Annotated in this window: 15 protein-coding genes; 3 read left to right on the top strand and 12 right to left on the bottom strand. The window is 63.0% G+C overall.

From position 1 onward, the window contains the following. Positions 1–124 precede the first annotated feature (124 nt). Positions 125–2,293, top strand: coding sequence for a S9 family peptidase (locus tag OX459_RS03370; protein ID WP_289903840.1), 2,169 nt, complete (start codon positions 125–127; stop codon positions 2,291–2,293). Positions 2,294–2,450: 157 nt separating this feature from the next. On the opposite strand, the gene OX459_RS03365 is transcribed toward OX459_RS03370, so the two are convergent. From OX459_RS03365 to OX459_RS03345, 5 genes are all read right to left on the bottom strand, one after another. Beyond that, complete coding sequence (locus OX459_RS03365) at positions 2,451–3,743, bottom strand: MFS transporter (RefSeq protein ID WP_251350666.1); 1,293 nt, start codon at positions 3,741–3,743, stop codon at positions 2,451–2,453. A gap of 155 nt (positions 3,744–3,898) precedes the next feature. Beyond that, positions 3,899–4,630 (bottom strand): BON domain-containing protein, encoded by a 732-nt coding sequence (locus OX459_RS03360; RefSeq protein WP_289903839.1) that lies wholly within the window; start codon positions 4,628–4,630, stop codon positions 3,899–3,901. 104 nt (positions 4,631–4,734) lie between these two features. Next, entirely contained in the window at positions 4,735–5,427 is a 693-nt protein-coding gene (locus tag OX459_RS03355) for a hypothetical protein (RefSeq protein ID WP_289903838.1), read from the bottom strand. A 153-nt stretch (positions 5,428–5,580) separates the two neighbouring features. Further along, positions 5,581–7,314, bottom strand: coding sequence for a hypothetical protein (locus OX459_RS03350; protein ID WP_289903837.1), 1,734 nt, complete (start codon positions 7,312–7,314; stop codon positions 5,581–5,583). A 111-nt stretch (positions 7,315–7,425) separates the two neighbouring features. Further along, the gene (locus OX459_RS03345; RefSeq protein WP_289904815.1) at positions 7,426–8,097 is read right to left on the bottom strand and encodes a short chain dehydrogenase; all 672 of its coding nucleotides are present in this window, start codon (positions 8,095–8,097) and stop codon (positions 7,426–7,428) included. A gap of 39 nt (positions 8,098–8,136) precedes the next feature. Here OX459_RS03345 and OX459_RS03340 point away from each other — a divergent pair, with 39 nt between their 5' ends. Next, positions 8,137–9,054: a LysR family transcriptional regulator gene (locus OX459_RS03340; protein WP_251350662.1), complete on the top strand. Its 918-nt coding sequence runs from the start codon at positions 8,137–8,139 to the stop codon at positions 9,052–9,054. Between the two features lie 166 nt (positions 9,055–9,220). Here the strand turns inward: OX459_RS03340 and OX459_RS03335 are convergent, their stop codons facing one another. Genes OX459_RS03335 through OX459_RS03325 form a run of 3 tightly spaced genes read right to left on the bottom strand, consistent with a single transcriptional unit; the run spans position 9,221 to position 13,500 of the window. Further along, a complete protein-coding gene (locus OX459_RS03335) occupies positions 9,221–10,651 on the bottom strand; it encodes an efflux transporter outer membrane subunit (RefSeq protein WP_289903836.1) in 1,431 nt (476 codons plus the stop codon). Between the two features lie 50 nt (positions 10,652–10,701). After that, complete coding sequence (locus OX459_RS03330; RefSeq protein WP_289903834.1) at positions 10,702–12,300, bottom strand: DHA2 family efflux MFS transporter permease subunit; 1,599 nt, start codon at positions 12,298–12,300, stop codon at positions 10,702–10,704. Between the two features lie 6 nt (positions 12,301–12,306). Next, a complete protein-coding gene (locus OX459_RS03325; RefSeq protein WP_289903833.1) occupies positions 12,307–13,500 on the bottom strand; it encodes an HlyD family secretion protein in 1,194 nt (397 codons plus the stop codon). A gap of 144 nt (positions 13,501–13,644) precedes the next feature. Here OX459_RS03325 and OX459_RS03320 point away from each other — a divergent pair, with 144 nt between their 5' ends. Next, the gene (locus OX459_RS03320; RefSeq protein ID WP_289903832.1) at positions 13,645–14,364 is read left to right on the top strand and encodes a TetR/AcrR family transcriptional regulator; all 720 of its coding nucleotides are present in this window, start codon (positions 13,645–13,647) and stop codon (positions 14,362–14,364) included. A gap of 23 nt (positions 14,365–14,387) precedes the next feature. On the opposite strand, the gene OX459_RS03315 is transcribed toward OX459_RS03320, so the two are convergent. The 4 genes from OX459_RS03315 to aceE form a co-directional block, all read right to left on the bottom strand. Beyond that, complete coding sequence (locus OX459_RS03315; RefSeq protein WP_289903831.1) at positions 14,388–15,563, bottom strand: hypothetical protein; 1,176 nt, start codon at positions 15,561–15,563, stop codon at positions 14,388–14,390. Between the two features lie 607 nt (positions 15,564–16,170). Next, on the bottom strand, positions 16,171–17,943 hold the full coding sequence (gene lpdA / locus OX459_RS03310) for a dihydrolipoyl dehydrogenase (RefSeq protein ID WP_289903830.1): 1,773 nt from the start codon (positions 17,941–17,943) through the stop codon (positions 16,171–16,173). A gap of 10 nt (positions 17,944–17,953) precedes the next feature. Beyond that, complete coding sequence (gene aceF, locus OX459_RS03305; protein WP_289903829.1) at positions 17,954–19,618, bottom strand: dihydrolipoyllysine-residue acetyltransferase; 1,665 nt, start codon at positions 19,616–19,618, stop codon at positions 17,954–17,956. 94 nt (positions 19,619–19,712) lie between these two features. Further along, positions 19,713–22,409 carry a pyruvate dehydrogenase (acetyl-transferring), homodimeric type gene (aceE, locus tag OX459_RS03300; protein WP_034747396.1) on the bottom strand — a complete coding sequence of 899 codons (2,697 nt, stop codon included), beginning with the start codon at positions 22,407–22,409 and terminating at the stop codon, positions 19,713–19,715. Positions 22,410–22,776: the final 367 nt, after the last annotated feature.

The following is a 22,776-nucleotide window of genomic DNA, read 5'->3' as shown; positions in this document are numbered from 1 at the left end:
CGCCCCACCCGTCCGCCATGCGTGCGCCGGCCTGGTAAGTAACGGTACACAGCCTTGGCAGTGCAGGAAACGATGGGCAATAATGTTGCCCGCTGTACTTTTTTCACTACTCCGGACCACGCCCATGACCTCACCCCGTCTTCGCCGTTCCCTCGGCTCGCTGCTGATCGCAGCGGCCTGCGCCTCGCTGGCAACGACCGTCCACGCCGCCGATACCACGCCGGCATCGCCAATTGCCGCCAAGCAAGCCAACGCCAGGCACGCCATCACGCATGAAGACGTGTGGCTGATGAAACGGGTGGGCGCGCCCGTCGCCAGCCCCGATGGGCGTTGGGCCGTGTTTTCCGTGGTCGACAGTGCCTACTCTAGCCAAGACCAATCGTCCGACCTGTGGATCAAATCCTTGCTTGACGACAGCCCCGCGCGCCGCCTGACCTCTTCCAAGGGGGGCGAAAGCGCCGTGGCCTGGTCGCCGGACAGCCGCCAGCTGGTCTTCGTTGCCAAGCGCGACGGCGATGAAGCGGGTCAGATTTACCGCCTCGACGTGGCCGCCGGCGGCGAAGCGCAACGCCTGACCTCGCTCACCCTGGGCGCGCGCATGCCGAAATGGAGCCCGGACGGCAAGCAATTGCTGTTCATCAGCGACATCTATCCAGGCAACAAGACGGAAGCCGACGTCAAGCAAAGCGCGAAAGAGCGCAAGGAACGCAAATACAGCGCCCGTTCGTATGAAACGACGGCGCCCCGCTATTTCGACAAATGGCTGACCGACAAGCAAGTGCGCCTGTTCATCGTCGATGCGCAGCCTGATACGAAAGGTGAAAACACGCCGCGCGACATCCTGTCGGGCACGCAACTGGTCACTCTGCCGGGCTTCGGCGGCGGCCAGGGCGACGAGGGACAATCGCTGGACGCCGTCTGGACGCCGGACGGCAAGGCCGTCGTCTTCAACGCGGCCACCAACCGCGACGCGGCCCAGCGCGAAGCCGTCTATTCGCAACTGTATCTGCTGCCCGTGGCGGGCGGCGAAGCACAGCGCTTGACGCAGGACAAACATAGCTACGCTTCCCTGAAATTTTCGGCCGACGGCAAGACCCTGTTCGCCTTGAGCGACGCGCAAACGCCCGGTAAAGTGTATGACGTGAAGCGCCTGGCCAGCTTCGCCTGGCCATTGAGCAACCCTGCGCCGACCATCCTGACGGCCAAGCTGGACCGTTCGATTTCGCGCTTCGTGCTGCCCGAAGGCGGCAAGCGCATCATCTTCAGCTATGAACATGCGGGCCTGGAAAAGCTGTACTCGATCGACGCCAGGGGCGGCGACGTGCGCGAGGAACCATCCTTGCCGACGGGCACCATCAACTCGCTGAGCAGCGGCGGCAAGGCTTTGGTCGGCGTGTGGGAGTCCGCCATCAACCCGCCGGAAATCTATGCCTTCAACGGCAAGCAACCGAAACGCCTGACGGCTTTCAATACGGACAAGGCAGATAAGATCGACTGGCAGGCGCCCGAGCACTTCTGGTTCACGACGGCCGACGGCCGCCAGATCCACAATATGCTCGTCAAGCCGGCCAATTTCGACCCGAACAAGAAATATCCGCTGTTTACCGTCATCCACGGCGGCGCGGCCAGCATGTGGCGCGACCAGTTCGTGCTGCGCTGGAACTATCATTTATTGGCCAAGCCCGGCTATGTCGTGCTGCTGACGGACTACAAGGGTTCCACCGGCTATGGCGAGGAATTCTCGCGCTCGATTCAATTCGACCCATTGAAGGGCCCGGGCGACGAAGTCAACCAAGGCGTCGATGAAGCCATCAAGAAATATCCATTCATCGACGGCACGAAACTGGCCGCCGGCGGCGCCAGCTATGGCGGCCACCTGGCCAACTGGCTGCAGGCGACCACCACGCGCTACAAGGCCATCGTCTCGCACGCGGGCGAAATGGACCTGATCATGCAGTGGGGCACCAGCGACGGAGGTTTCGGCCGTGAAACGAATGCAGGCGGCCCCGTCTGGTCGAACCTGCCCGTGTGGCGCGACCAAAGCCCGGTCATGCAAGCGGGCAACCACGAAAAAGGCACGGGTTTCACGACACCGATCCTGATCACCGTGGGCGAGCTCGACTACCGTGTGCCGGCCAACAATGCGCTGATGAACTTTGCCGTGCAACAACGCCTGAACGTGCCGGCAAAATTGCTGGTCTTCCCGGACGAAAACCACTGGATTTTGAAGGGCGAGAACAGCCGTTTCTTCTACAGCGAACTGGAAGGCTGGCTGGCCAAGTACTTAAAATAAGAACACCACAGAACAGTCCATGGCGGCGTTGCATTGCCTAGTCGTACTATTCGTACTGCCTTCGGCAATGCGCCTTGCCCTGAACGTGTTCTGAGGCGTTCTTGAAATCTTGAAAAAATGAAAAAGCCAGGCTCCGCACACGCGGGCCTGGCTTTTTTCATGCGGGCTGGGCGGCGGCCACGGCCGCCTTCTGGCGTTGAATTGCCAGCACCATCAGCGCGGCGACGAGGCAGGCGGCGCCGGCCGCGAACAGGGCCGGGTTGTAGGTCAGCATCAGGGTGCGGATGCGCCCCGCGCCATACGCGGCCACGGCGGCGCCCAGCTGGTGGCCGGCGAAGATCCAGCCGAACACCATGCCCGCCCGCTCCCGGCCGAACGTGGCCCCCACCAATTTGACGGTGGGCGGTACGGTAGCGATCCAGTCCAGGCCGTAGAACATGGCAAACAGCGACAGGCCGTACAAGGTGAATTCCGAATACGGCAGCCAGAACAGCGACAAGCCCCGCAAGCCGTAGTACCAGAACAGCAATTTCCGGTTGTCATAGCGGTCCGACAGCCAGCCCGACAGGATGGTGCCGAACAGGTCGAAGGCGCCCATCATGGCCAGCACGGACGCGGCCGGCACGGCGGACAGCCCCGAGTCGCCGCACAGGGAAATGAAATGCGTCTGGATCAGGCCGTTGGTGCTGAGGCCGCAGATGAAGAAGGTGCCGAACAGTATCCAGAAGGTGCGATTCGCGGCAACACTGCGCAAGATCAAAAAGGGCGTGGCAAACGTCATCTTCGCTGCTGGCGGTGGCGCCAGCGGCGTGGCCGGATCGGCGCCATACGGACGCAAGGCCACATCCTGCGGACGGTTGCGCATGCACAGGAAGGCCAGCACGGCGACGATGGCGCAGGCGGCAAACACGGGCATGACGGCCGTGCGCCAGCCGTAGTGCTCGATCAGCCAGGCGCCCACGGGCAGGAACAGCAGCTGGCCCGTAGCCGAGCTGGCCGTCAGCACGCCCACCACCAGGCCCCGGTGCGTCTCGAACCAGCGGTTCGCCACCACGGCGCTCAAGACCAGCGCCGTCATGCCCGAACCGAGGCCCAGCAAGATGCCCCACAGGGCCACCAAGTGCCAGAACTGCGTCATGCGCGTGGCCAGCAGCATACCGGCGGCGATCAGGCCCAGGGCCACGCAAATGATATTGCGCAAGCCGAAGCGCTCCATCAGGATGGCGGCAAACGGGCCCATCAAACCGAACAGCACGAAGCGCACGGCCAGGGCCGAGGAAATCTGCTCCGCATCCCAGCCGAATTCTCGGCTCAACGGTTGCATCAGCGCGCCGGGCAAGCCCAGCGCGGCCGACGAGGTTAATGCCGTGAGAAAAGTGATGGCGACGATGACCCAGGCAAAGTGCATGCCGCGCCGCTCCAGCCATTGCGAAAAAGGATAGGAAAGCATGCAGTCCCCATGAGAAAAGAGTTAGCCCAGCACCGCCTGCTGGCGGGCTTTTTCCCATGTTATATTATGATCGTAATTTATACAATCGAAAAAAGCTGGAGCTGCACTGCTGCGTGCGGCTCCAGCCCTGGCCTTAACATCTGTACAAAATGCGCTTACTTCACTTTCAAGCCATTCTTCACATCCGTCACGCCTTCCACGCCACGGGCCAGGTCGGCCGCTTTTTTCACTTGCGCCTGGGAAGGCACGAAGCCGCTGAGCATGACGACGCCGTTCACCGTTTCCACGTGCACATCGAGCGCTTTCAAGTCATTGTCCTTGACGAGGTCAGCCTTGATCTTGGTGGTGATGACGGAGTCGGCCACGGCCGTCTTGGTGCTGCCGGCCGCGTTGCGCGTCACGCAGGCGGCCTTGGCCGTCGCATCCATGGCGTCGCAATTTTCCTTCGTCGTGGCGGGCGGATTTTGCGCCACATTGGTGCCGGCCCTGGCGCCCGTTTTCGCGTCGGCCAGGGCCGCCGTTTTCGCCGCCTTGGCATCGTTCATGCACGTGGTTTTATCCGCGCCAGTGCGGTCGCCGCACTTGGCCCTGGCCAGGTCATACTCGGCATTGGCGACGTCCTTGCGGGCCTTGCCCAGCTCGCGCGGCGTGTTGCGGTACTGGGCCACGGCGTCCGAATCGGCCTTGGCGCGCGCCACCCTGGCTTCTTCCACGCAGACTTTTTTCGCGTTGCCGCTGTGGCTGTCGCAGGCGGCCTTGGCCTGCTTGTAATCACTTGATGCCTTGTCCGTCAAACTCTTGTATGAGGCATCCTGCGCATACGCGGGCGTGGCGGCAAGCAAGGCGCTGGCACTGGCGGCCAGCATGAGTGCGATCATTTTGTTCATGATGGTTCCTCTCTGGTTAATTGATGCCCAGATTAGACCCCTGCCGGACGCAAAGCTCCGTGCGACAGCACACGCTGACAGGCCATCTGCGGAAAAAATCATGTTTATTTGTCGCCGCTCAAGCCCTTCCGCCACAATACTTGCGCCTGTTCAAATGGTGAAGCGGAGTCATCAAATACACCCTCGCCATCGGCCAGCGCCAGCCATGCCTGCGTGGCGTGCGAACCGCCCGCGCTATCGTCGCCGGCGCGCACGCCGCGCATCCAGGCCAGCACCTCTTGGTACTGCCCGGGGTGGCGCCTATGCATCCAGGCCAGGGCCACCAGATCCGCATACGCCTCTTCGCGGCGCGTCTCGCGCAGCTCCTGCGCCAGCGGAGTCAACTTGCCCGGCTGCATGCTGAGCGGCTCGACAAAACCGCGCGGCAAGGCATGCCAGTCGCCCTGCGCGTAGCGCTGGCAATGGCCGATTTCATGCGCCGTCATCGCTTCGATCATCACACCGTAACGCGCCCATGGCACGCCTTGCAAGACGCTGTCCGCCTGCGCATTGCCGCGCAAGGACAGCACCAGCTTGCAGCGCCCGGCTGCGTAGCCCAGCGCCAGCGGCACGGCGCCGGGCGCCTCCTGCGGCTGCACGATGATATCGATGGGCAAACCTTGCGCCCGCGCAAATGCGATCACGGCCTGGCCCGCCTGCAGCCAGCGCACTTCCAGATCCGTGAGACTGGCGGCAGCCACGGCAGGCAAAGGAGACAGGGCGATGAGCAAGCTCATCAGCAAGAGCGGATTGGGCATGGGGGCGACAGGACAAATGGGGCAGCAACCATTGCAGGGTAAGCGGCGCGGATATTTCCACAAGGAAAAACTGGCAACTTTTCATAAATAAAGACGAAAAAAAACCGGCGCAAAGGCGCCGGCTTTTCACACTGACAAGAATCAAGCTCGGGCTTATTTCTTCGCCGCCTTGTCCAGCGCGCGCGCCGTGACGAATTCCGGACGGATATCGTTCGGCACGGCCTTCATCTTGTCCAGCGCCACCTGCACTTCCGGGCGGATGACCACGTATTTGCTCATCATCGCTTGCGCGCGCGCATAATCGCCCGTCGCCTCGATGGTCAGAAATTCGCGGTCCAGGTCGATCACGGCCTGCTTGATCTTGCTGAAATCGACGCCGAACTTGCCATCGCCCAGCGACACAAAACCGCCCTTGTCGAGGATGTAATTCATCTGGATGGCCATGCCGCGCGCATGCGAATCCGTCAAGCCGAAATGCAGGGTGCGGAAACCGGAAGCGAGGAAAGTGTTGTACAGCTTGCGCTCGGCCACGTCGCCCTGGCCCAGGGTATCGTTCAGCTGCCCCTTGTCCATCATGTAACGCAGCGCGAACAGGCCCGTGATGTCGGCCTTGGCTTCTTCGATGGTGGAATACGCTTCCTTCAAGTCCTGGCGCGGCGTCGATGGCTTGCCGTCGACCACGGTCGCGTGCGGGCCCAGGCCGTGCATGATTTCATGCGCGAGGATGTGCGTGAAGAAGGAATTGAAATCCACGTCCTGCTGCGCTTCGGGCGTGAGCACCAGTTTCGAAATCGGCGTCAGGGTGGCCTTGAACTTGGCTTCCTGCACGTTTTTCAGCATGACGCGCTTGGAGCCCCGCGCGCTGATGATGCGCTCGTCGTTCGGCAGGTTGTAGGCGGCCGTCTGCACGGCCATGTTGCCGTCGCCCGCGCCATACACCTGGTTGACCACCACCATCGGCGCCAGCGCGCCCACTTTCGGGTTGCGGTACTGGGCGTCGAGCGGCAGGTTGTCTTCCAGCTCCTGCATGTGCTTGGCGAAGAAGTTCAGCTTTTGCGTTTCCGCCTGGTCGCGGATGTTCACGTAGGCTTCGAAGGCGGCCTTGTAGCCGAACAGCTCGTCGTTATACGTTTCATACGGGCCGATGGTGATGTCGACGGGCGAATCGAGGTCCATCCAGGCGAAGTCGGACGGCAGATAGTCGTTGTCGAGGAAAGCCTTGGCGCGCAGGGTCAGAAATTTCTTCAGCGATGCATTGTCCGTGGCGGTGGCCGCTTCGTCGAGCAGTTTGGCCAATTGCTTCAGTTCCACCTTGTATTCATCCGAATATTTTACTGTGTGGTATTTGCCGTCCTTGCCCGCGCGGATGGTCGTGAAGAACCATTGTGCCTGCTGCTTGTCGTCCGCCGGCAAGCCATTCATCCACGTTTCCAGGCTGGCCTTGGTGGCGCCCTGCGGATAGAAATTGCCCGCTTCCGGCTTGTGCGCGGGAATCGTGATGCCGGCATAGCTGGCCGGCATGAACGAGGCGTGGGCGTCGAGCACCGACCAGGGACCCTTGTTGATCCAGAAATAGTTCAGACGGGCCTGGCCCAGGGCCGACTTGTCCTTCTTCAAGGCCGCCCACAGCGCTTCATTGCCGGACCAGCGCTGGCGCAGCTGCAGCACGTCGACCAGCTTGGCCGCCTCGACCAGCTTGGCGATGGCCTGGCGGTCGCCTGCGGACAGGTGCGTGACATCGGCCGTCAGCGCGACGGGCGCATAGCGGGCGCTCATGGCGGTCAGTTGTGCGGCGGTGGCCGGGGTTGTCGGCGTGGCTGCCTGTGGCGCGGCGCAGGCGCTGCCGACGGCGGCGGCCATCAGCAGGGGAATCAGGATGTTTTTCATGGGGCCTCAGTGTGTGGTTCACAGCAAGCAAGCACCCCGCACCATCACGGCGCGGCCGCTTCCTTGTTCAGCCTGCGATTGTCCCACCTGCCCCATGGCATGGCAAGCGGCTTACCAGACCTTGTACACCTGCCCCGTCTGCGCCCCTTCCACGCTGCGGCTGTAAGCCAGGGCCACGCGGCTGGCGGCGACCGGTTCGAAGCCGTAGAAGAAGGGGCCATACGACTCCAGCGACTCTTCCAGCACCGTGGGGCTGACGACATTGATGCGCACGCCGCGCTGCAACTCGATGGCGGCGCCCCGCACGAAACCTTCCACGGCCGCGTTGGTCATGGTGGCGGCCGTGCCGAAGCGGATGGGCTGGTCGGCCACGATACCGCTCGTGAGCGTGATCGAGCCGCCGTCGTTCAGGTATTCCTGCGCCACCAGCGCCACGTTGACCTGGCCCATCAGCTTGCTGTCCAGGCCCAGCTGAAATTGCTCGGGCGTGAATTCGGCCAGCGGGCCGAAATGCAGCTTGCCGGCCGTGACGACGACGGCATCGACCTTGCCGATGCGCTTGAACAGGGCGCGCACTTGCGCGATGTCGCCCATGTCGGCCTGGTGCGTGCCGCTGCGGCTGCCCACCTCGATGATTTCATGGCGTTGCGCCAGTTGGGCGGCGACAGCCGTGCCGATGGTGCCGCTGGCGCCGATGATAACGATTTTCATGATGCTTCCTTGTCTGGTTAAACGATGGAGCCAGTATGCGCCGCTTACAAAAAGGAATAAATACGCTAGAATTTACAAGATTACTAATCTACAGTTTGCAATCAAGGCGCCATGGATAAATTGCGCAGCATGGAAATTTTTGTCGCCGTCGTCGATGCGGGCAGTTTCACGGCCGCCGCCGAGGCATTCCAGATTTCGCCCGTGATGGTGGGCAAGCACATCAAATACCTGGAAGAGCGGCTGGGCGCGCGGCTGCTGGCGCGCACGACGCGGCGGCAAAGCCTGACGGAAATCGGCCAGCAATATGTGGAGCAGTGCCGCCAGATTTTGGCCAGCATCCATGCGGCCGAACGGGGTGCGGAAGCCATGCGCACGGCGCCGCGCGGCAAGCTGAAGATCACGGCGCCCGTGTCGTTCGGCAGCGAGTGCATCGCGCCGCTGCTGGCCGACTACCTCGATGCGTATCCGGAAGTGAGCCTGGAATTGAACCTGAACGACAGGACGGTGGACCTGGTGGAAGAAGGATTCGACGCCGCCATCCGCATCGGCAAGCTGGAAGATTCCGCCATGGTGGCGCGCGCGCTGCGGCCGTATGCGATGGTGATCTGCGCCGCGCCCGCCTACCTGGCCAGACACGGCACGCCGCGCACGCCGGCCGATCTGGCGCGCCACGAATGCCTGGACTTCATGCAGTGGACGCGCCATGTGCGCTGGCGCCTGGCCAGGAGCGGCGACGACGACGGCAGCCCCGTGCGCGAGAGCCGCTTCCGCTCGAACAATGGGCAGGCGCTGCGCGTGGCGGCCCTGCACGGCTTCGGCATCGTCATGCAGGCGGAAATCCTGATGGCCGGCGATATCGCCGCCGGCAAGCTGGTGCCGCTGCTGGCCGACTATGTGCCGGCGCCGCGCCCCATGCACCTCGTGTATGCGCGCGACCGCCAGCCCACGCCGAAGCTGACGACCTTCATCGATTTTCTGCTGGAACGCTACGGGCCGGCGGCGACACCGCCGCCGGCCACGCTCACGTAACTAGTTGAATTGACTTACCATTTTTTGCTCATGGTTGACATTGCGACACCTGAGAAAACCGTAGCGAGCGGCAGTGATTTGTGGCCGAGAAGCGCAACCGTACTTTAGTACGGTGAGCATCGCCGGCCGCAAAGCGCGACGCGCAGTAGGTTTTATCTGGTGTCCTTCAATGCTGCCAGCCGGCACCCAGAGAGCGGGCCACGGCGACCGTCGCCAGCAGGCGCTGGGTCTTGATCTGCGCGGCAGCGCGGTCCGCCGCCAGCGAGCTGCGTTGCGCATCGGTCACGTCCAGGTAGGTCGAGATGCCGCGCTCGTAGCGCGTGCGCGCCACCAGGTAGGCGCGCGCCGCCGCTGCCTGCGACAGGGCCTGGGCGTCGCCCTGCAACTGGCGCTGCTCCACGTCGGACAGCGCATCTTCCACTTCGCGCAAGGCCGTCAGGAGCTTGGTTTCATGATTCGCCACGGCTTCCGCATAGCGCGCCTTGGACAAATCCAGGTTGGCCTGGTTGCGGCCACCGTCGAAGATGGGCAGGGACAGGGCCAGCGGACCAAAACTGAACTGGCGCGAACCGCCCTGCGCCAGGTCGCGCAGCTTTTCGGACGCATAGCCGAAATTGCCCGTCAATTGCAGCGACGGGTAAAACGCGCCTTCGGCCACGCCCACCTGCGCATTCGCCGCGCGCAGGCCCGCCACGCTGGAGACCAGGTCCGGGCGGTGCGCCAGCAGGCTGGCAGGCAAGCCGACAGGGATACCTGGCGGCAGCGGCAAGGACGACGGTTCGGCGGCCACCGGCAGCTGCAGCGCCGATGGCGGCTTGCCCGTCAGGGTAGCCAGGCTGTTTTCCAGCTGGTTGCGCTGGCGTTTGACTTCATGCAGGTCGGCTTGCGCGTTCGACAGTTCCACTTTCGCGCGCGCCAGGTCCAGCTCATTCGTCAGGCCCGCGTTGAAGCGCGCCTCGACCAGCTGGGCCGATTCGCGGCGCGTGTCGAGCGCGCCATTCAAGATCGCCATTTCCGCGTCCAGCCCCCGCAGCTGCCAGTAATTGCTGGCCACTTGCGCCGACAGCATCAGCAGCACGCCGTCGCGGTCCGCCTGCGCCGCCAGCGCCTGCGAATCGGCCGCTTCGACCATGCGTTTGACGCGGCCCAGCAAGTCGACTTCATACGACAGCGTGCCGCCGACGGAAAAATTGTTGCCGCTGATGGAGCGGTTGCCCAGGGCCAGGCCCTGCGAGGTGTTGGCCGAAGTGCGCGAGTTCGAGATGCCCGTGCTGACGTTCACGCTCGGGCCCTGGTTGGCGCGCGCCGTGCCGCTTTGCGCCAGCGCCTGCAGCAGGCGTTCGCCGGCCGCTTTCACGCTCGGGTTGTCGCGCAGCGCGGCTTGTTCCAGCCGGTTCAGGGTGTCGTCGCCGAACACGCTCCACCATTCGGCCGGCAATTGCGCGGCGTCCGCGCTACCAGCGCCGTGGCGGAATGTGGCCGTGTCGATGCCGGCCAGATTGGCGGGCGCCTTGAAATCCTGGCCCACGGTGCCGCAGGCGGCAAGCAGCACGGCCAGCGAGGCGGCTGCGGCGATTTTGGTCATAACTGTGTTCATGATGTGTACCTTCTTGTTCTTGAGGTGCTGCACGTGCGGCCTGTGCGCGGTCAATGACCGCCGCCACCGCCACCGGGGGCTTTGAGTTTGTCGGCCAGCCACAGGGGCACGATACAGGCCAGCAGGATGGCGCCGACGAGGAAGAAGCCGTCGTTGTAAGCCATCACATACGCTTCGCGGCGCACGATGCCGTCGATCGCCTGCAAGGCCTGGTTGCCGGCCGTGACGGCGTCATAGCCCTTGGCCATGAACGAGGACGTCAACTGGTCGATGCGCAGCTGCGTGGCGCTGGAATACGCGTTGATCGCTTCACCCAGGCGCTGCGAGTGAAAGTGCTCGCGGGTGCTCAGGGCGGTGGCCAGCAGGGCGATGCCGATCGAGCCGCCCAGGTTGCGCGTCATATTGAACAGGCTCGAAGCGGACGCCATGTCCTTCGGCGCGATGCCCTTCATGGCGAAGTTCGACAGGGTCAGCATGACGAAGGGCTGGCCCAGCGCGCGCACCACCTGCGACCACAGCAACTGGTCGTAGCCGGTGGAAGCGTCCATGTAGGCATTCATCATGCACGAACCGCCGAACAGCAGCAGGCCGAACGAGCACAGGATGCGGTTGTCCACCTTCGACGACAGTTTGGCGACAAACGGCATGATGAACAGCTGCGGCAAGCCCACCCACATGATGACTTCACCGATCTGCATCGGCGAATAGCCGGCGATCTGGCCCAGGAACAGGGGCAGCAAAAAGGCCGAGCCATACAGGCCCATGCCCGTCACGGCCGACAGCACGGTGGCAACGAGAAAATTGCGCTGGCCGTACAGGGCCAGGTTGACGAACGGTTCGGCGCGCGTGGCGCTGGTGACGACCCAGCCCAGGATGCCCGTCAGGGCCAGCGCGGCGAAGGCGATGATGAAACCCGAGTCGAACCAGTCCTTCGAATTACCCTCTTCCAGGAAGATGGTCAGGCAGCCCAGGCCCAGGGCCATGAAGAAGATGCCCAGCCAGTCGGCTTTCCAGAACAGCTTCAGTTGCATCGGCTCCTTGTCCAGGCCATAGATCATGCCGGCGATCAGCAGCACGCCCGGCACCCAGTTGATGTAGAAGATCGAAGGCCAGCCATACAGCTCGGAGAGATACCCGCCCAGGGTCGGGCCCATGGCCGGCGCCAGGGTGGCCGTCAGGCCGAAGATGGCCATGCCGACGGCGCGCTTCGACGCCGGCAGCTTGAGCATCACCAGGGTGAACGCCATCGGTATCAGCGCGCCGCCCGTAAACCCCTGCAGCATGCGGAAGACGATCATGCTTTCCAGGTTCCACGCCGCCCCGCACAGGGTGGAGAACAGCAGGAAGAAGGCGGTGGTGCCGATCATGTAGGTACGCAGTCCGAACACGCGCGCCAGCAGCGCGGTGAGGGGAATGACGATAATTTCGGCGACCAGGTAAGCCGTGGAAATCCACGAGCCCTCTTCCTGGGTGGCCGACAGCGAGCCAAGGATATCCTTGAGCGAGGAGTTCGTGATCTGGATGTCGAGCACCGCCATGAAGGCGCCCAGCATGCCGGCGGCGACCGCCAGCCAGGTGCGCGCGGAGACTTTCTCGTCGATCACGGGAAACGCTGGCGGCTTCGCCAGCGTGGTGGAGGAGCTGCTCATGGAAGCTTAGCGGGCGGTGGTCCGGGCGGCAGGAGCGGCGGCGTGGCGCGCATCCTTTTCCGACACGGGCTGGTTCACTTCCACTTCGGCGATCACCGACATGCCCGGCACCAGGCGGCCATTCATGGCCTTGATGTCTTCCGGCTGGAAGACGATTTTCACCGGCACGCGCTGGACGATCTTGGTGAAGTTGCCGGTGGCGTTATCGGCCGGCAGCAGGGCGAACTGCGCGCCCGAGGCAGGGGCGAAACTGTCCACGGTACCCACCAGTTTCTTGCCCGGCATGGCGTCGATCGTCACGTGCACGCTCTGGCCGCGGTGCAGGTCGGCCAGTTGCGTTTCCTTGAAGTTGGCGGTGACCCAGACGTTGTCCTGCACGATGGCCGTCAATTGCTGGCCAGGCTGCACGCGCATGCCCGTTTCCACGTTGCGCTTGCCGATGCGGCCGGCGACGGGCGCCAGGATGCGGTTGTATTGCAGCTGCTGTTCCGCGTCCTTCAATTGCACGCGCAGCACGGCCACTTGCGCCTTGGCCACGTCGCGCGCGGCCTGGGCGGCGCCGATCTGCGCCTTGGCGGCCGAAGCGCTGTCGCGGCGGGCGGCCAGGTCGGCCACGGCGCTCGAGCGGGCCGCATTGGCCGCGTCGAGTTCCGCTTTCGAGACGGCTTTCATCTGGCTCGTGTACAGCTGGCCATAACGCTCCGCATCCTGTTTCGCGCGCAGCAGCTGCGCGTCCGCTTGCGCCACTTGCGCCTGGGCGCCGCTGGCTTGCGCCTGCACCTGGGCGATCTGCGCATCCGCCTGCAGCACTTGCTGTTCGGCGCTGGCGATCTGCGCGGCGATCTGCTCGGTTTTCACGCGCTGGTCGAACGGGTCGAGTTCGGCGATCACGTCGCCCTCTTTCACGATTTGATTGTCGTCGATGAAGACCTTGGTGACGACGCCGGAAATACGCGCCGAGACGGGATGCACGTGGCCGGCCACATAGGCGTTTTCCGTTTCCACGAAGTAGTGGCTGCGGTACCACATGCGCGCGCCGGCGCCCAGGGCGACCAGGACGATCAGGCCGGCGATGATTTTCACGCGGTTATTCGGTGCTGCGGAGCTGGCGGAAGCGGCAGGCGCGGAAGATGCGGCCGAGGCCGCGGGTGGGACGGCGCTCAGCACCTTGTGCTCTGCTTGGCCTGGCTGGTTGGACATACTCGCTCCGGAAATGAAATGATGTAGGTTCATTATTGGGCAAAGAAAAGCCAAAGTCAAGAAATGAAACGATTGCATTTCATTTTAATTTGCACTACAGTGTGAGCCATCACTTACCTTCCCACTTATAAAGAGACCCAGACCATGCCCGATCCCGGCCTCAGCGATACCTTGCCAACCGATAAAGAATCCGACGAAGCGGCCCAGGAGCTTTCCTGCTGCGGCAAGCCAGCCGGCCGCCCGCGCGCGGCCGACATGGAAGCGCGCATGGAAAACCTGCTGCACACGGCCGGTTGCCTGTTTCTGGAAAAGGGGTATGGAAAGGTCAGCCTGGAAATGATCGCCCGCGAAGCCCACGTGGCCGTGCGCACGATTTATGTGAAGTTTGGCGGCAAGTCGGGCTTGTTCAATGCCGTGGTGGAACTGCGCCGCGCCGCCTACTTCTCGACCATGCCGGCGCTGGAAACGGATATGCGGCCCCTGCCCACCATCCTGGGCGAGTTCGGCCTGCTGTTCGTGCAGCTCGTCACCATGCCGGCGGCGATCCGCCTGAATCGCATGGTGGTGGCCGAGGCGGCCACGCACCCGGAACTGGCGGAAACGTTTTACAAGGTGGGGCCGGGGCAGACGCGCGAGATGCTGGTCAAGTTTTTCAGCCGGCCCGACATCGCGCCCCTGTTCCGCGCCGAACTGACGCCGTCCATGCTGGCGCTGCACCTGCTCAATTGCCTGCTGGGCGACCAGATGTCGCGCCTGCTGTTCCCGCCGCAGGCGCAACCGGACGTGGCGCAATTGCGCGCCAAGGTGACGGTCAGTCTCGACCTGTTCCTGCGCGGCACCCTGCGCCAGCCGCTGGCGGACTGACGCGGGACGGCTGGCCGGCCAGGTCAGCCAGGGCGGCTGCAGTCTTCCATCACCGCCGCGTCGGCGTGTTCATCGTTCAAGCCCAGCGCGCGCAGGAAAGGCTGGGCCGCCGATGCACCATCGAGACTGAGTGAAGACTCACTTCCATCATAGCGTTCGGGGCCATAACGCATCAGGTCGAACGATGTCTCAAAGCGCTGCGCCAGGAAATACGTGCGGAAGTAATCGAAGGAAAACGCCACCTGGCCATCGGCCCGCAGCAGCAAGCCATGCGCATACAACGGCGCCAGCCAGTCCCCGGCCGCCATGCTCCAGCCCTTCACGCCACAATAGTCGCCGGCAAAGCGCTCCAACTCCGCCGCGCTGAGGAAGACGGTCTTCGCTTCGAACATCACGAACGCCAGCTCCATCAGGAATTCGCGCGCATCGGCAGCCACGCCGGCGTCCACGCGCTGCGGCGCGCCCGCCATGCCCAGCAAGCCATCGAGATAGGCGCGCTCGCCTGCCAGTTGCGGCAGCAAGGTGGAAAACACATACTCGGCATCCACCTGCCCCGTTTCCTGCCCATTCGGCGTGTACAGCACCGACAGGGCGAAGTTCTTGCTCACGTCATCGAACTCGCGCAGGGACACCGTCCACTGCGTGCCTGCCTTGCCATCATCGGCCGCGGCCGCATCCGCACCGAACTCGAGTACGGCAAACGCCGCCATCTGGCCATGCGCACCGTACAGGCTGCCGGGATTGCTTTTGAACAAGATGCCCAGCGACTTCATCAGCGAACTGGCATCGCCCGTATGCTGGTGGCCATGGAACACGGCGTGGATATTCTTGTAGTGCGCGCGCTGCTCGGCACTTGCATGCTCATCGGCGGAGAAAAAGCTGAAGCCGGCATTGCCCAGCGCCGCCGCCGCGACACCCTGCGCGCGGCTGCCCGGCACCAGGTAAAAACGCGCGCCCGGCAGGCTGGCCGCCTGCAGCAAGGGACGCAGGAAGTATTCGTAGACATACACGGGCGTCGTGCCGGCACAGGCGTCGGGCGCCACCAGCTGGCCCGTGAAGAAAATCGCATCGATCCTCTTGCCCGCCGCCAGGATAGCGGCCACATCCTGGTACAAGGCATGCAGCATCACGGCTTGCTCTTGCTCATCGGCCCGGCGCAAACGGACGTCGGCAATATGGAGGGCGGTAAATTTTTTCATTGTTGCAAAACTTTCTTGGGGCCTATCCCAGTAGGGAGCGTCTTCTGCTGGCAATTCATCAGGAGCGCGGACAAGGCGTGAGGAGCACGCGGGGCGAGCCACGCGACGACGGTCACCGCAGTCCCCGCTTCCGAGGGGCGCCAGCAGGGGATGCATTCATCCACCGGGGCAGGCTCTCATCGGTACAGCGGAACTTGACCGAACCCCACGCTGGCAACATTCCTGGAAAAATCACACGCTTCCATTGCAGCAAAAAGAAGAACATGGTGACAGACCTCCATTCTGCCACTTTTTCCATACGGCAATACTCACCAATTTTCACATGGGGCGTATCCGCCACGCCCCATCTGCGATTTACGCTGCCAGGATCAAGGGATATAAAAAAACCCGCAATCGCTTGCGGGTTTTTTTAGTGTGACAAGGTGCGGCTACAACATCAGCGCTTGCGCGGCGGCGGCAAGTCCGTGCACACGCCTTCGTACACTTCGGCGGTTTTTTCAACCTGCAGATCGATTCACGCAGGGTCGGGTGCGGGTGGTAGCCCGCTCCAATAAAAAACCCGCAATCGCTTGCGGGTTTTTGAGTGTAACAAGGTACGGCTACGGCATCAGCGCTTGCGCGGCGGCGGCAAGTCCGTGCACACGCCTTCGTACACTTCGGCGGCCATGCCGATCGACTCGCCCAGGGTAGGATGCGGGTGGATGGTCTTGCCGATGTCGGTGCCGTCGCAGCCCATTTCGATGGCCAGCGCGATCTCGCCGATCATGTCGCCCGCATGCGTGCCGACGATGGTGCCGCCGATGATGCGGTGCGTTTCCGCGTCGAACAGCAGCTTGGTGAAGCCTTCGGCGCGGCCGTTGGCCACGGCGCGGCCCGAGGCGGCCCAAGGGAAGTGGCCCTTCTCGACCTTGATGCCCTTGGCTTTCGCTTCGTCTTCCGTGATGCCGGCCCATGCCACTTCCGGATCCGTGTAGGCGACCGATGGAATCACCTTGACGTCGAAGTGCGACTTCTGGCCGGAAGCCGCTTCCGCGGCCACATGGGCTTCATGCACGGCCTTGTGCGCCAGCATCGGCTGGCCCACCAGGTCGCCGATGGCGAAGATGTTCGGCACGTTGGTGCGCATCTGGCTGTCGACGTTGATGAAACCGCGGTCCGTCACTTGCACGCCGGCCTTGTCGGCCGCCAGCTTCTTGCCGTTCGGGCTGCGGCCCACGGCGACGAGCACCAGGTCGTAGATCTGCGGCGCCGGCGCCGTGGCGCCCGCTTCAGCCGCTTCAAACGTGACCTTGATGCCTTCCGGCAACGCTTCCACTGCGACCGTCTTGGTTTTGGTCATGATGTTGTCGAAGCGCTTCTCGTTGAACTTCTGCCACACCTTGACGGCGTCGCGGTCCGCGCCCTGCATCAGGCCATCCATCATTTCGACCACGTCGATGCGCGCGCCGAAGGTGGAATAGACGGTCGCCATTTCCAGGCCGATGATGCCGCCGCCGATGACCAGCATGCGTTTCGGGATCTGGCGCAATTCCAGCGCGCCCGTCGAATCGACGATGCGCGGGTCTTCCGGCACGAAGGGCAGCTTCACCACGGACGAACCGGCAGCGATGATGGCTTGCTTGAACTGCACGACTTTTTTCGAGCCGTCGGTAGCCGTCACCTCGATGTGGTTCGCGGAGAGGAACTGGCCCACGCCCGTGACGACTTGCGTCTTGCGCGCCTTGGCCATGCCGGCCAGACCGCCCGTCATGTTCGAGATTACGCCTTCCTTGTACTTGCGTACCTGATCGATATCAATGGTGGGCTTGGCAAACGTCACGCCCGTGTTCGACATGTGCGCCGTTTCATCGATGACGGAAGCGACGTGCAGCAGCGCCTTCGACGGGATGCAGCCCACGTTCAGGCACACGCCGCCCAGGGTGGCATAGCGCTCGACGATGACCGTCGACATGCCCAGGTCGGCTGCGCGGAACGCCGCCGAATAGCCGCCAGGACCGCCGCCCAGCACCATCATGTCGACATCGATGTCGACCTGGCCGCTGTAATTGCCGGCCGGGATGGCGGCAACGGCTGCCGGTGCTGCCGCTGGGGCAGCCGCCGGAGCAGCTGCTGCAGGCGCAGGAGCGGCTGCCCCAGCGCCTTCAGATGCTTCCAGCACCAGCAGCGCGCTGCCTTCGGCGATCTTGTCGCCGACCTTGACCTTGACTTCCTTGACGACGCCTGCGTGGGTCGATGGAATCTCCATGCTGGCCTTGTCCGATTCGACCGTGATCAGGGACTGGTCCACCTTGATGATGTCGCCCACCTTGACCATCAGTTCGATGACTTCGACTTCCTTGAAGTCGCCGATATTCGGTACTTTTACCTCTACTGTGCTCATCAATCGCTCCTTACAGCAGAATTTTGCGCATGTCGGCCAGGACTTCGCCGAGGTACACGGAGAATCGCGCGCCCATCGCGCCATCGACCACGCGGTGGTCGTAGGAAAGCGAGGTGCCCATCATCAGGCGCGGCTGGAAGGCCTTGCCATCCCATACCGGCTTGATCGAGGCTTTCGACAGACCCAGAATAGCCACTTCCGGCGCATTGACGATAGGCGTGAAGTGCGTGCCACCGATGCCGCCCAGGGACGAAATCGTGAAGCTGGCGCCCTGCATGTCGGCCGGTTTCAGCTTGCCTTCGCGCGCCTGCAGCGACAGTTCCGTCATTTCGCGGGCGATCTGCGAGACCGACTTCTGGTCCGCGCCCTTAATCACGGGTACCACCAGGCCATTCGGCGTGTCGGCCGCGAAGCCGATGTTGTAGTACTGCTTGAGGATCAGGTTTTCGCCCTTGGCATCCAGGGAAGCGTTAAACGCGGGGAATTTCTTCAGCGCGGCGACGGAGGCCTTGATGACGAAGGCCAGCATGGTCAGCTTGGCCGCATCCTTGTTCTTCGCGTTGGCCGCGTTGGTGTCGACGCGGAACGCTTCCAGGTCCGTCACGTCCGCTTCGTCGAACTGCGTGACGTGCGGGATCATGACCCAGTTGCGGTGCAGGTTCGGACCCGAGATTTTCTTGATGCGCGACAGCGGCAGCAATTCGGTCGTGCCGAACTTGCTGAAGTCCAGCGATGGCCAAGGCAGCAGATCCAGGCCCACGCCCGAACCGCCTTTGGCAGCGACCGGTGCGTTCGGCGCGGCAACGGCGCCCGACATCACGCCCTTGACGAAATTCTGCACGTCTTCCTGGGTGATGCGGCCCTTCGGACCGGAACCGCCCACGCGGGCCAGGTCCACGCCCAGTTCGCGCGCAAACTTGCGGATCGAAGGCGACGCGTGCGCCAGCTTGCCGTTGACGGCAGGGGCGGCGGCCACTGGTGCCGGGGCAGCAGCGGCGACCGGCGCCGAAGCGACGGCGGCGGCTGGTGCGGCGGCAGCTTGCGCCGGCGCTGCGGCAGGAGCTACAGCCGGGGCGGCGGCACCACCGGTCGTTTCCACGACCAGCACCAGCGAACCCTTGGCCACCTTGTCGCCGACCTTGACTTTCAATTCCTTGACGATACCGGCGTGGCTCGATGGAATTTCCATGCTGGCCTTGTCCGATTCGACCGTCAGCAGCGACTGGTCGACCTTGATGCTGTCGCCCACCTTGACCATCAGTTCGATGACTTCGACTTCCTTGAAGTCGCCGATATCGGGCACGGTCACTTCCACCAGGGCCGGCGCGCCGGAAGCGGCAGGCGCTGGCGCGGGAGCGGCGGCTGGTGCAGCTTCAGCAGCCGGTGCAGGGGCGGCAGCGGCAGGCGCTGGCGCCGATACCGGGACCGAGGCGTCGTCCGCCACTTCCAGCAGCAGGACCAGCGAACCTTCGGCGATCTTGTCGCCCACGTTGACTTTCAATTCCTTGACGACACCGGCGTGGCTCGATGGAATTTCCATGCTGGCCTTGTCCGATTCGACCGTGATCAGGGATTGGTCGACCTTGACCGTATCGCCTGGCTTGACCATCAGTTCAATGATCTCGACTTCCTTGAAATCGCCGATATCCGGGACTTTGACTTCCACAATGCTCATAGCTTGCTCCGTTATTTTATTTGTCAGATGGACCCGCACACACGCCAGGGCGGCACTTTCGCACCGCCCTGGCATCATCGGGTCCGCACAACGATTACTGGGTCACCGGATTCGGTTTGTTCGCGTCGATGCCGTACTTGGCGATCGCCTGCTCCACCACCGACACGTCGATCTTGCCTTCGTCAGCCAGCGATTTGAGCGCGGCCACGGTGACATAATAACGGTTCACTTCGAAGAACTCGCGCAGCTTGGCGCGGCTGTCCGAGCGGCCAAAGCCATCGGTGCCCAGCACTTTATAAGTGCGGCCCTTCGGCATGAAGGCGCGGATCTGTTCTGCAAACGCGCGCATGTAGTCGGTCGTGGCGACGATCGGGCCGTCCGTGTCCTGCATCAGCGACGTCACGTAAGGTACGCGCTGCTCTTTCGACGGGTTGACCATGTTCCAGCGTTCCGCATCCTGGCCATCACGGGCCACCAGGGTCAGCGACGGCGCCGACCACACGTCCGCAGCCACGCCCCAGTCGTTTTGCAGCAATTCGGCGGCGAAGATCGATTCGCGCAGGATGGTGCCGCAACCGATCAGCTGTACGCGCAGCTTGGCGTCGGCCGGGCCTTCCTGCAGCTTGTACATGCCTTTCAGGATGCCTTCTTCCTGGCCTGGCTTGATGCCTGGCTGGGCGTAGTTCTCGTTCATGATCGTGATGTAGTAGAACACATCTTCCTGGTTGGCGATCATGCGGCGCAGGCCGTCCTGGATGATGACGGCGACTTCATGGCTGAAGGTCGGATCGTACGGCATGCAGGTCGGGATGGTCGCGGCGAAGATATGGCTGTGGCCATCTTCGTGCTGCAAGCCTTCGCCGTTCAGGGTCGTGCGGCCGGCCGTGCCGCCCATCAGGAAGCCGCGGGCGCGCATGTCGGCCGAAGCCCATACCTGGTCGCCGATGCGCTGGAAGCCGAACATCGAGTAGAAGGTGTAGAACGGGATCATGATGCGGTCGTTGGTCGAATACGACGTCGCCGCAGCGATCCACGAGCTCATGCCGCCCGCTTCGTTGATGCCCTCTTGCAGGATCTGGCCAGCCTTGTCTTCGCGGTAGTACATGACCTGGTCTTTGTCGACCGGCTCGTACAACTGGCCTTTCGGGTTGTAGATGCCGATCTGGCGGAACAGGCCTTCCATGCCGAAGGTACGCGACTCGTCGACCAGGATAGGCACGACGCGCTGGCCCAGGTTCGGGTCTTTCAGCAGGGTCGAAATGACGCGCACGAACGCTTGCGTGGTCGAGATTTCACGGCCTTCAGGCGTGGCTTCCAGCACGTTCTTGAACGCGTCCAGGCCAGGCACGGGCAGGGTTTCTTCCGACTTCTGGCGGCGCTGCGGCAGGTAGCCGCCCAGGGCCTTGCGGCGCTCGTGCAGGTAGACCATTTCCGGCGCATCGTCGGCAGGCTTGAAGAACGGGATGTCGGCCAGCTTGTCGTCCGGGATAGGCAGCGAGAAGCGGTCGCGCATTTCGCGGATGGCTTCGTCGTCCAGTTTTTTCGTCTGGTGCGCCGTGTTGCGCGCTTCGCCGGACTTGCCCATGCCGTAGCCCTTGATGGTTTTCACCAGCAGGACGGTCGGCTGGCCCTTGTGTTCCTGGGCGATCTTGAATGCCGCATAGATCTTGTGCGGATCGTGGCCGCCACGGGTCAGGCGCCAGATGTCGTCGTCCGTCATGTTGGCAACCATTTCCAGCAGCTTCGGATGCTTGCCGAAGAAGTGCTTGCGCACGTAGGCGCCGTCTTTCGCTTTGTAGTTCTGGTATTCGCCGTCGACGGTTTCCATCATCACGCGCTGCAGGATGCCTTCCTTGTCCTGTGCCAGCAGGGCGTCCCAGCCCGGGCCCCAGATGACCTTGACGACGTTCCAGCCGGCGCCGCGGAATTCGCCTTCCAGTTCCTGGATGATCTTGGTGTTGCCGCGCACAGGGCCGTCCAGGCGCTGCAGGTTGCAGTTGACCACGATGACCAGGTTGTCGAGCATGTCGCGTGCGGCCAGGCCGATCGCGCCCAAGGACTCCGGCTCGTCCATCTCGCCATCGCCGCAGAAGGCCCAGATCTTGCGGTTGTCGGTTTTCGCGATGCCGCGTGCGTGCAGGTACTTCAGGAAGCGCGCCTGGTAGATCGCCATGTGCGGGCCCAGGCCCATCGACACGGTCGGGAACTGCCAGAAGTCAGGCATCAGCTTCGGATGCGGGTACGAGGACAGGCCCTTGCCGTCGACTTCCTTGCGGAAGTTCAGCATTTGCTCTTCCGTCAAGCGGCCTTCGAGGAAGGCGCGCGCGTAGACGCCGGGCGAGGAGTGGCCCTGGATGTACAGCAGGTCGCCGCCGTGGTCGGCCGTCGGCGCGTGCCAGAAGTGGTTGAAACCGATGCCCAGCATGTTCGCCAGCGAAGCGAACGAGGACAAGTGGCCGCCCAGGTCGCCGTCGGCGCGGTTGGCTTTGACGACCATGGCCATGGCGTTCCAGCGCATCCACGAGCGCAGGCGCTCTTCGTATTCCAGGTTGCCGGGGCAGTGTGCTTCTTGCTTGGTGGGGATGGTATTGACGTAGGCGGTGGTGCTGGAGAACGGGATCTGCGCGCCGCGGCGGCGGGCCAGGTCAACCATGCGCTCCATCAGGTAATGCGCGCGTTCCGGACCTTCATTTTCCAGAACGGCTTCGAGCGCGTCCAGCCACTCCTTGGTTTCCTGCATATCCGGGTCGGTGCCGATCTGTGTCGTTACCTGGTTCAGTTGAGCTGACATCTGTTGAGTCTCCTTTGTGAACGCCCCACCCCGATTTTCCGGATCGCTGTCGGACGGTATTTCGCTGATTATTTACTATTAAGTCGGTTTAGTGTGGGGATTCTAACAGCGTATTTACTATTTTTCAAATTACGATATAGCATTTCGCATTGTGAAATTACCCTATGAGATTTATGCTGCACTGCCGCAAATTCTGCCCGGAAATTAGGGTGATCAGAGTAGCAAATAGCGCCGAAACCGGAAAACTTGCATGCCCTGGCCGCCCCTGCTCTACGAGCACATCAGCAAACCGAATTAAAACCCCAGTCGTCCGCGCAGGCATACCGGGCCAAGCGGGCCTGAAAAATGTCGAGGGCAAGGCGCGGCG

It is taken from the genome of Janthinobacterium sp. SUN026 (assembly GCF_030397625.1).
In the GTDB taxonomy this organism is placed as follows: domain Bacteria; phylum Pseudomonadota; class Gammaproteobacteria; order Burkholderiales; family Burkholderiaceae_D; genus Janthinobacterium; species Janthinobacterium kumbetense.
The sequence above is the reverse complement of the archived record's forward strand: the minus strand, read 5'-3'. Positions and strand labels throughout refer to the sequence as shown.

Excerpts from the sequence above, each read along its gene's own strand:
- OX459_RS03370 (WP_289903840.1), top strand. The coding sequence starts at position 125 with ATGACCTCACCCCGTCTTCGCCGTTCCCTCGGCTCGCTGCTGATCGCA.
- OX459_RS03365 (WP_251350666.1), bottom strand. The coding sequence starts at position 3,743 with ATGCTTTCCTATCCTTTTTCGCAATGGCTGGAGCGGCGCGGCATGCAC.
- OX459_RS03360 (WP_289903839.1), bottom strand. The coding sequence starts at position 4,630 with ATGAACAAAATGATCGCACTCATGCTGGCCGCCAGTGCCAGCGCCTTG.
- OX459_RS03355 (WP_289903838.1), bottom strand. The coding sequence starts at position 5,427 with ATGCCCAATCCGCTCTTGCTGATGAGCTTGCTCATCGCCCTGTCTCCT.
- OX459_RS03350 (WP_289903837.1), bottom strand. The coding sequence starts at position 7,314 with ATGAAAAACATCCTGATTCCCCTGCTGATGGCCGCCGCCGTCGGCAGC.
- OX459_RS03340 (WP_251350662.1), top strand. The coding sequence starts at position 8,137 with ATGGATAAATTGCGCAGCATGGAAATTTTTGTCGCCGTCGTCGATGCG.
- OX459_RS03335 (WP_289903836.1), bottom strand. The coding sequence starts at position 10,651 with ATGAACACAGTTATGACCAAAATCGCCGCAGCCGCCTCGCTGGCCGTG.
- OX459_RS03330 (WP_289903834.1), bottom strand. The coding sequence starts at position 12,300 with ATGAGCAGCTCCTCCACCACGCTGGCGAAGCCGCCAGCGTTTCCCGTG.
- OX459_RS03325 (WP_289903833.1), bottom strand. The coding sequence starts at position 13,500 with ATGTCCAACCAGCCAGGCCAAGCAGAGCACAAGGTGCTGAGCGCCGTC.
- OX459_RS03320 (WP_289903832.1), top strand. The coding sequence starts at position 13,645 with ATGCCCGATCCCGGCCTCAGCGATACCTTGCCAACCGATAAAGAATCC.
- OX459_RS03315 (WP_289903831.1), bottom strand. The coding sequence starts at position 15,563 with ATGAAAAAATTTACCGCCCTCCATATTGCCGACGTCCGTTTGCGCCGG.
- lpdA (WP_289903830.1), bottom strand. The coding sequence starts at position 17,943 with ATGAGCACAGTAGAGGTAAAAGTACCGAATATCGGCGACTTCAAGGAA.
- aceF (WP_289903829.1), bottom strand. The coding sequence starts at position 19,618 with ATGAGCATTGTGGAAGTCAAAGTCCCGGATATCGGCGATTTCAAGGAA.
- aceE (WP_034747396.1), bottom strand. The coding sequence starts at position 22,409 with ATGTCAGCTCAACTGAACCAGGTAACGACACAGATCGGCACCGACCCG.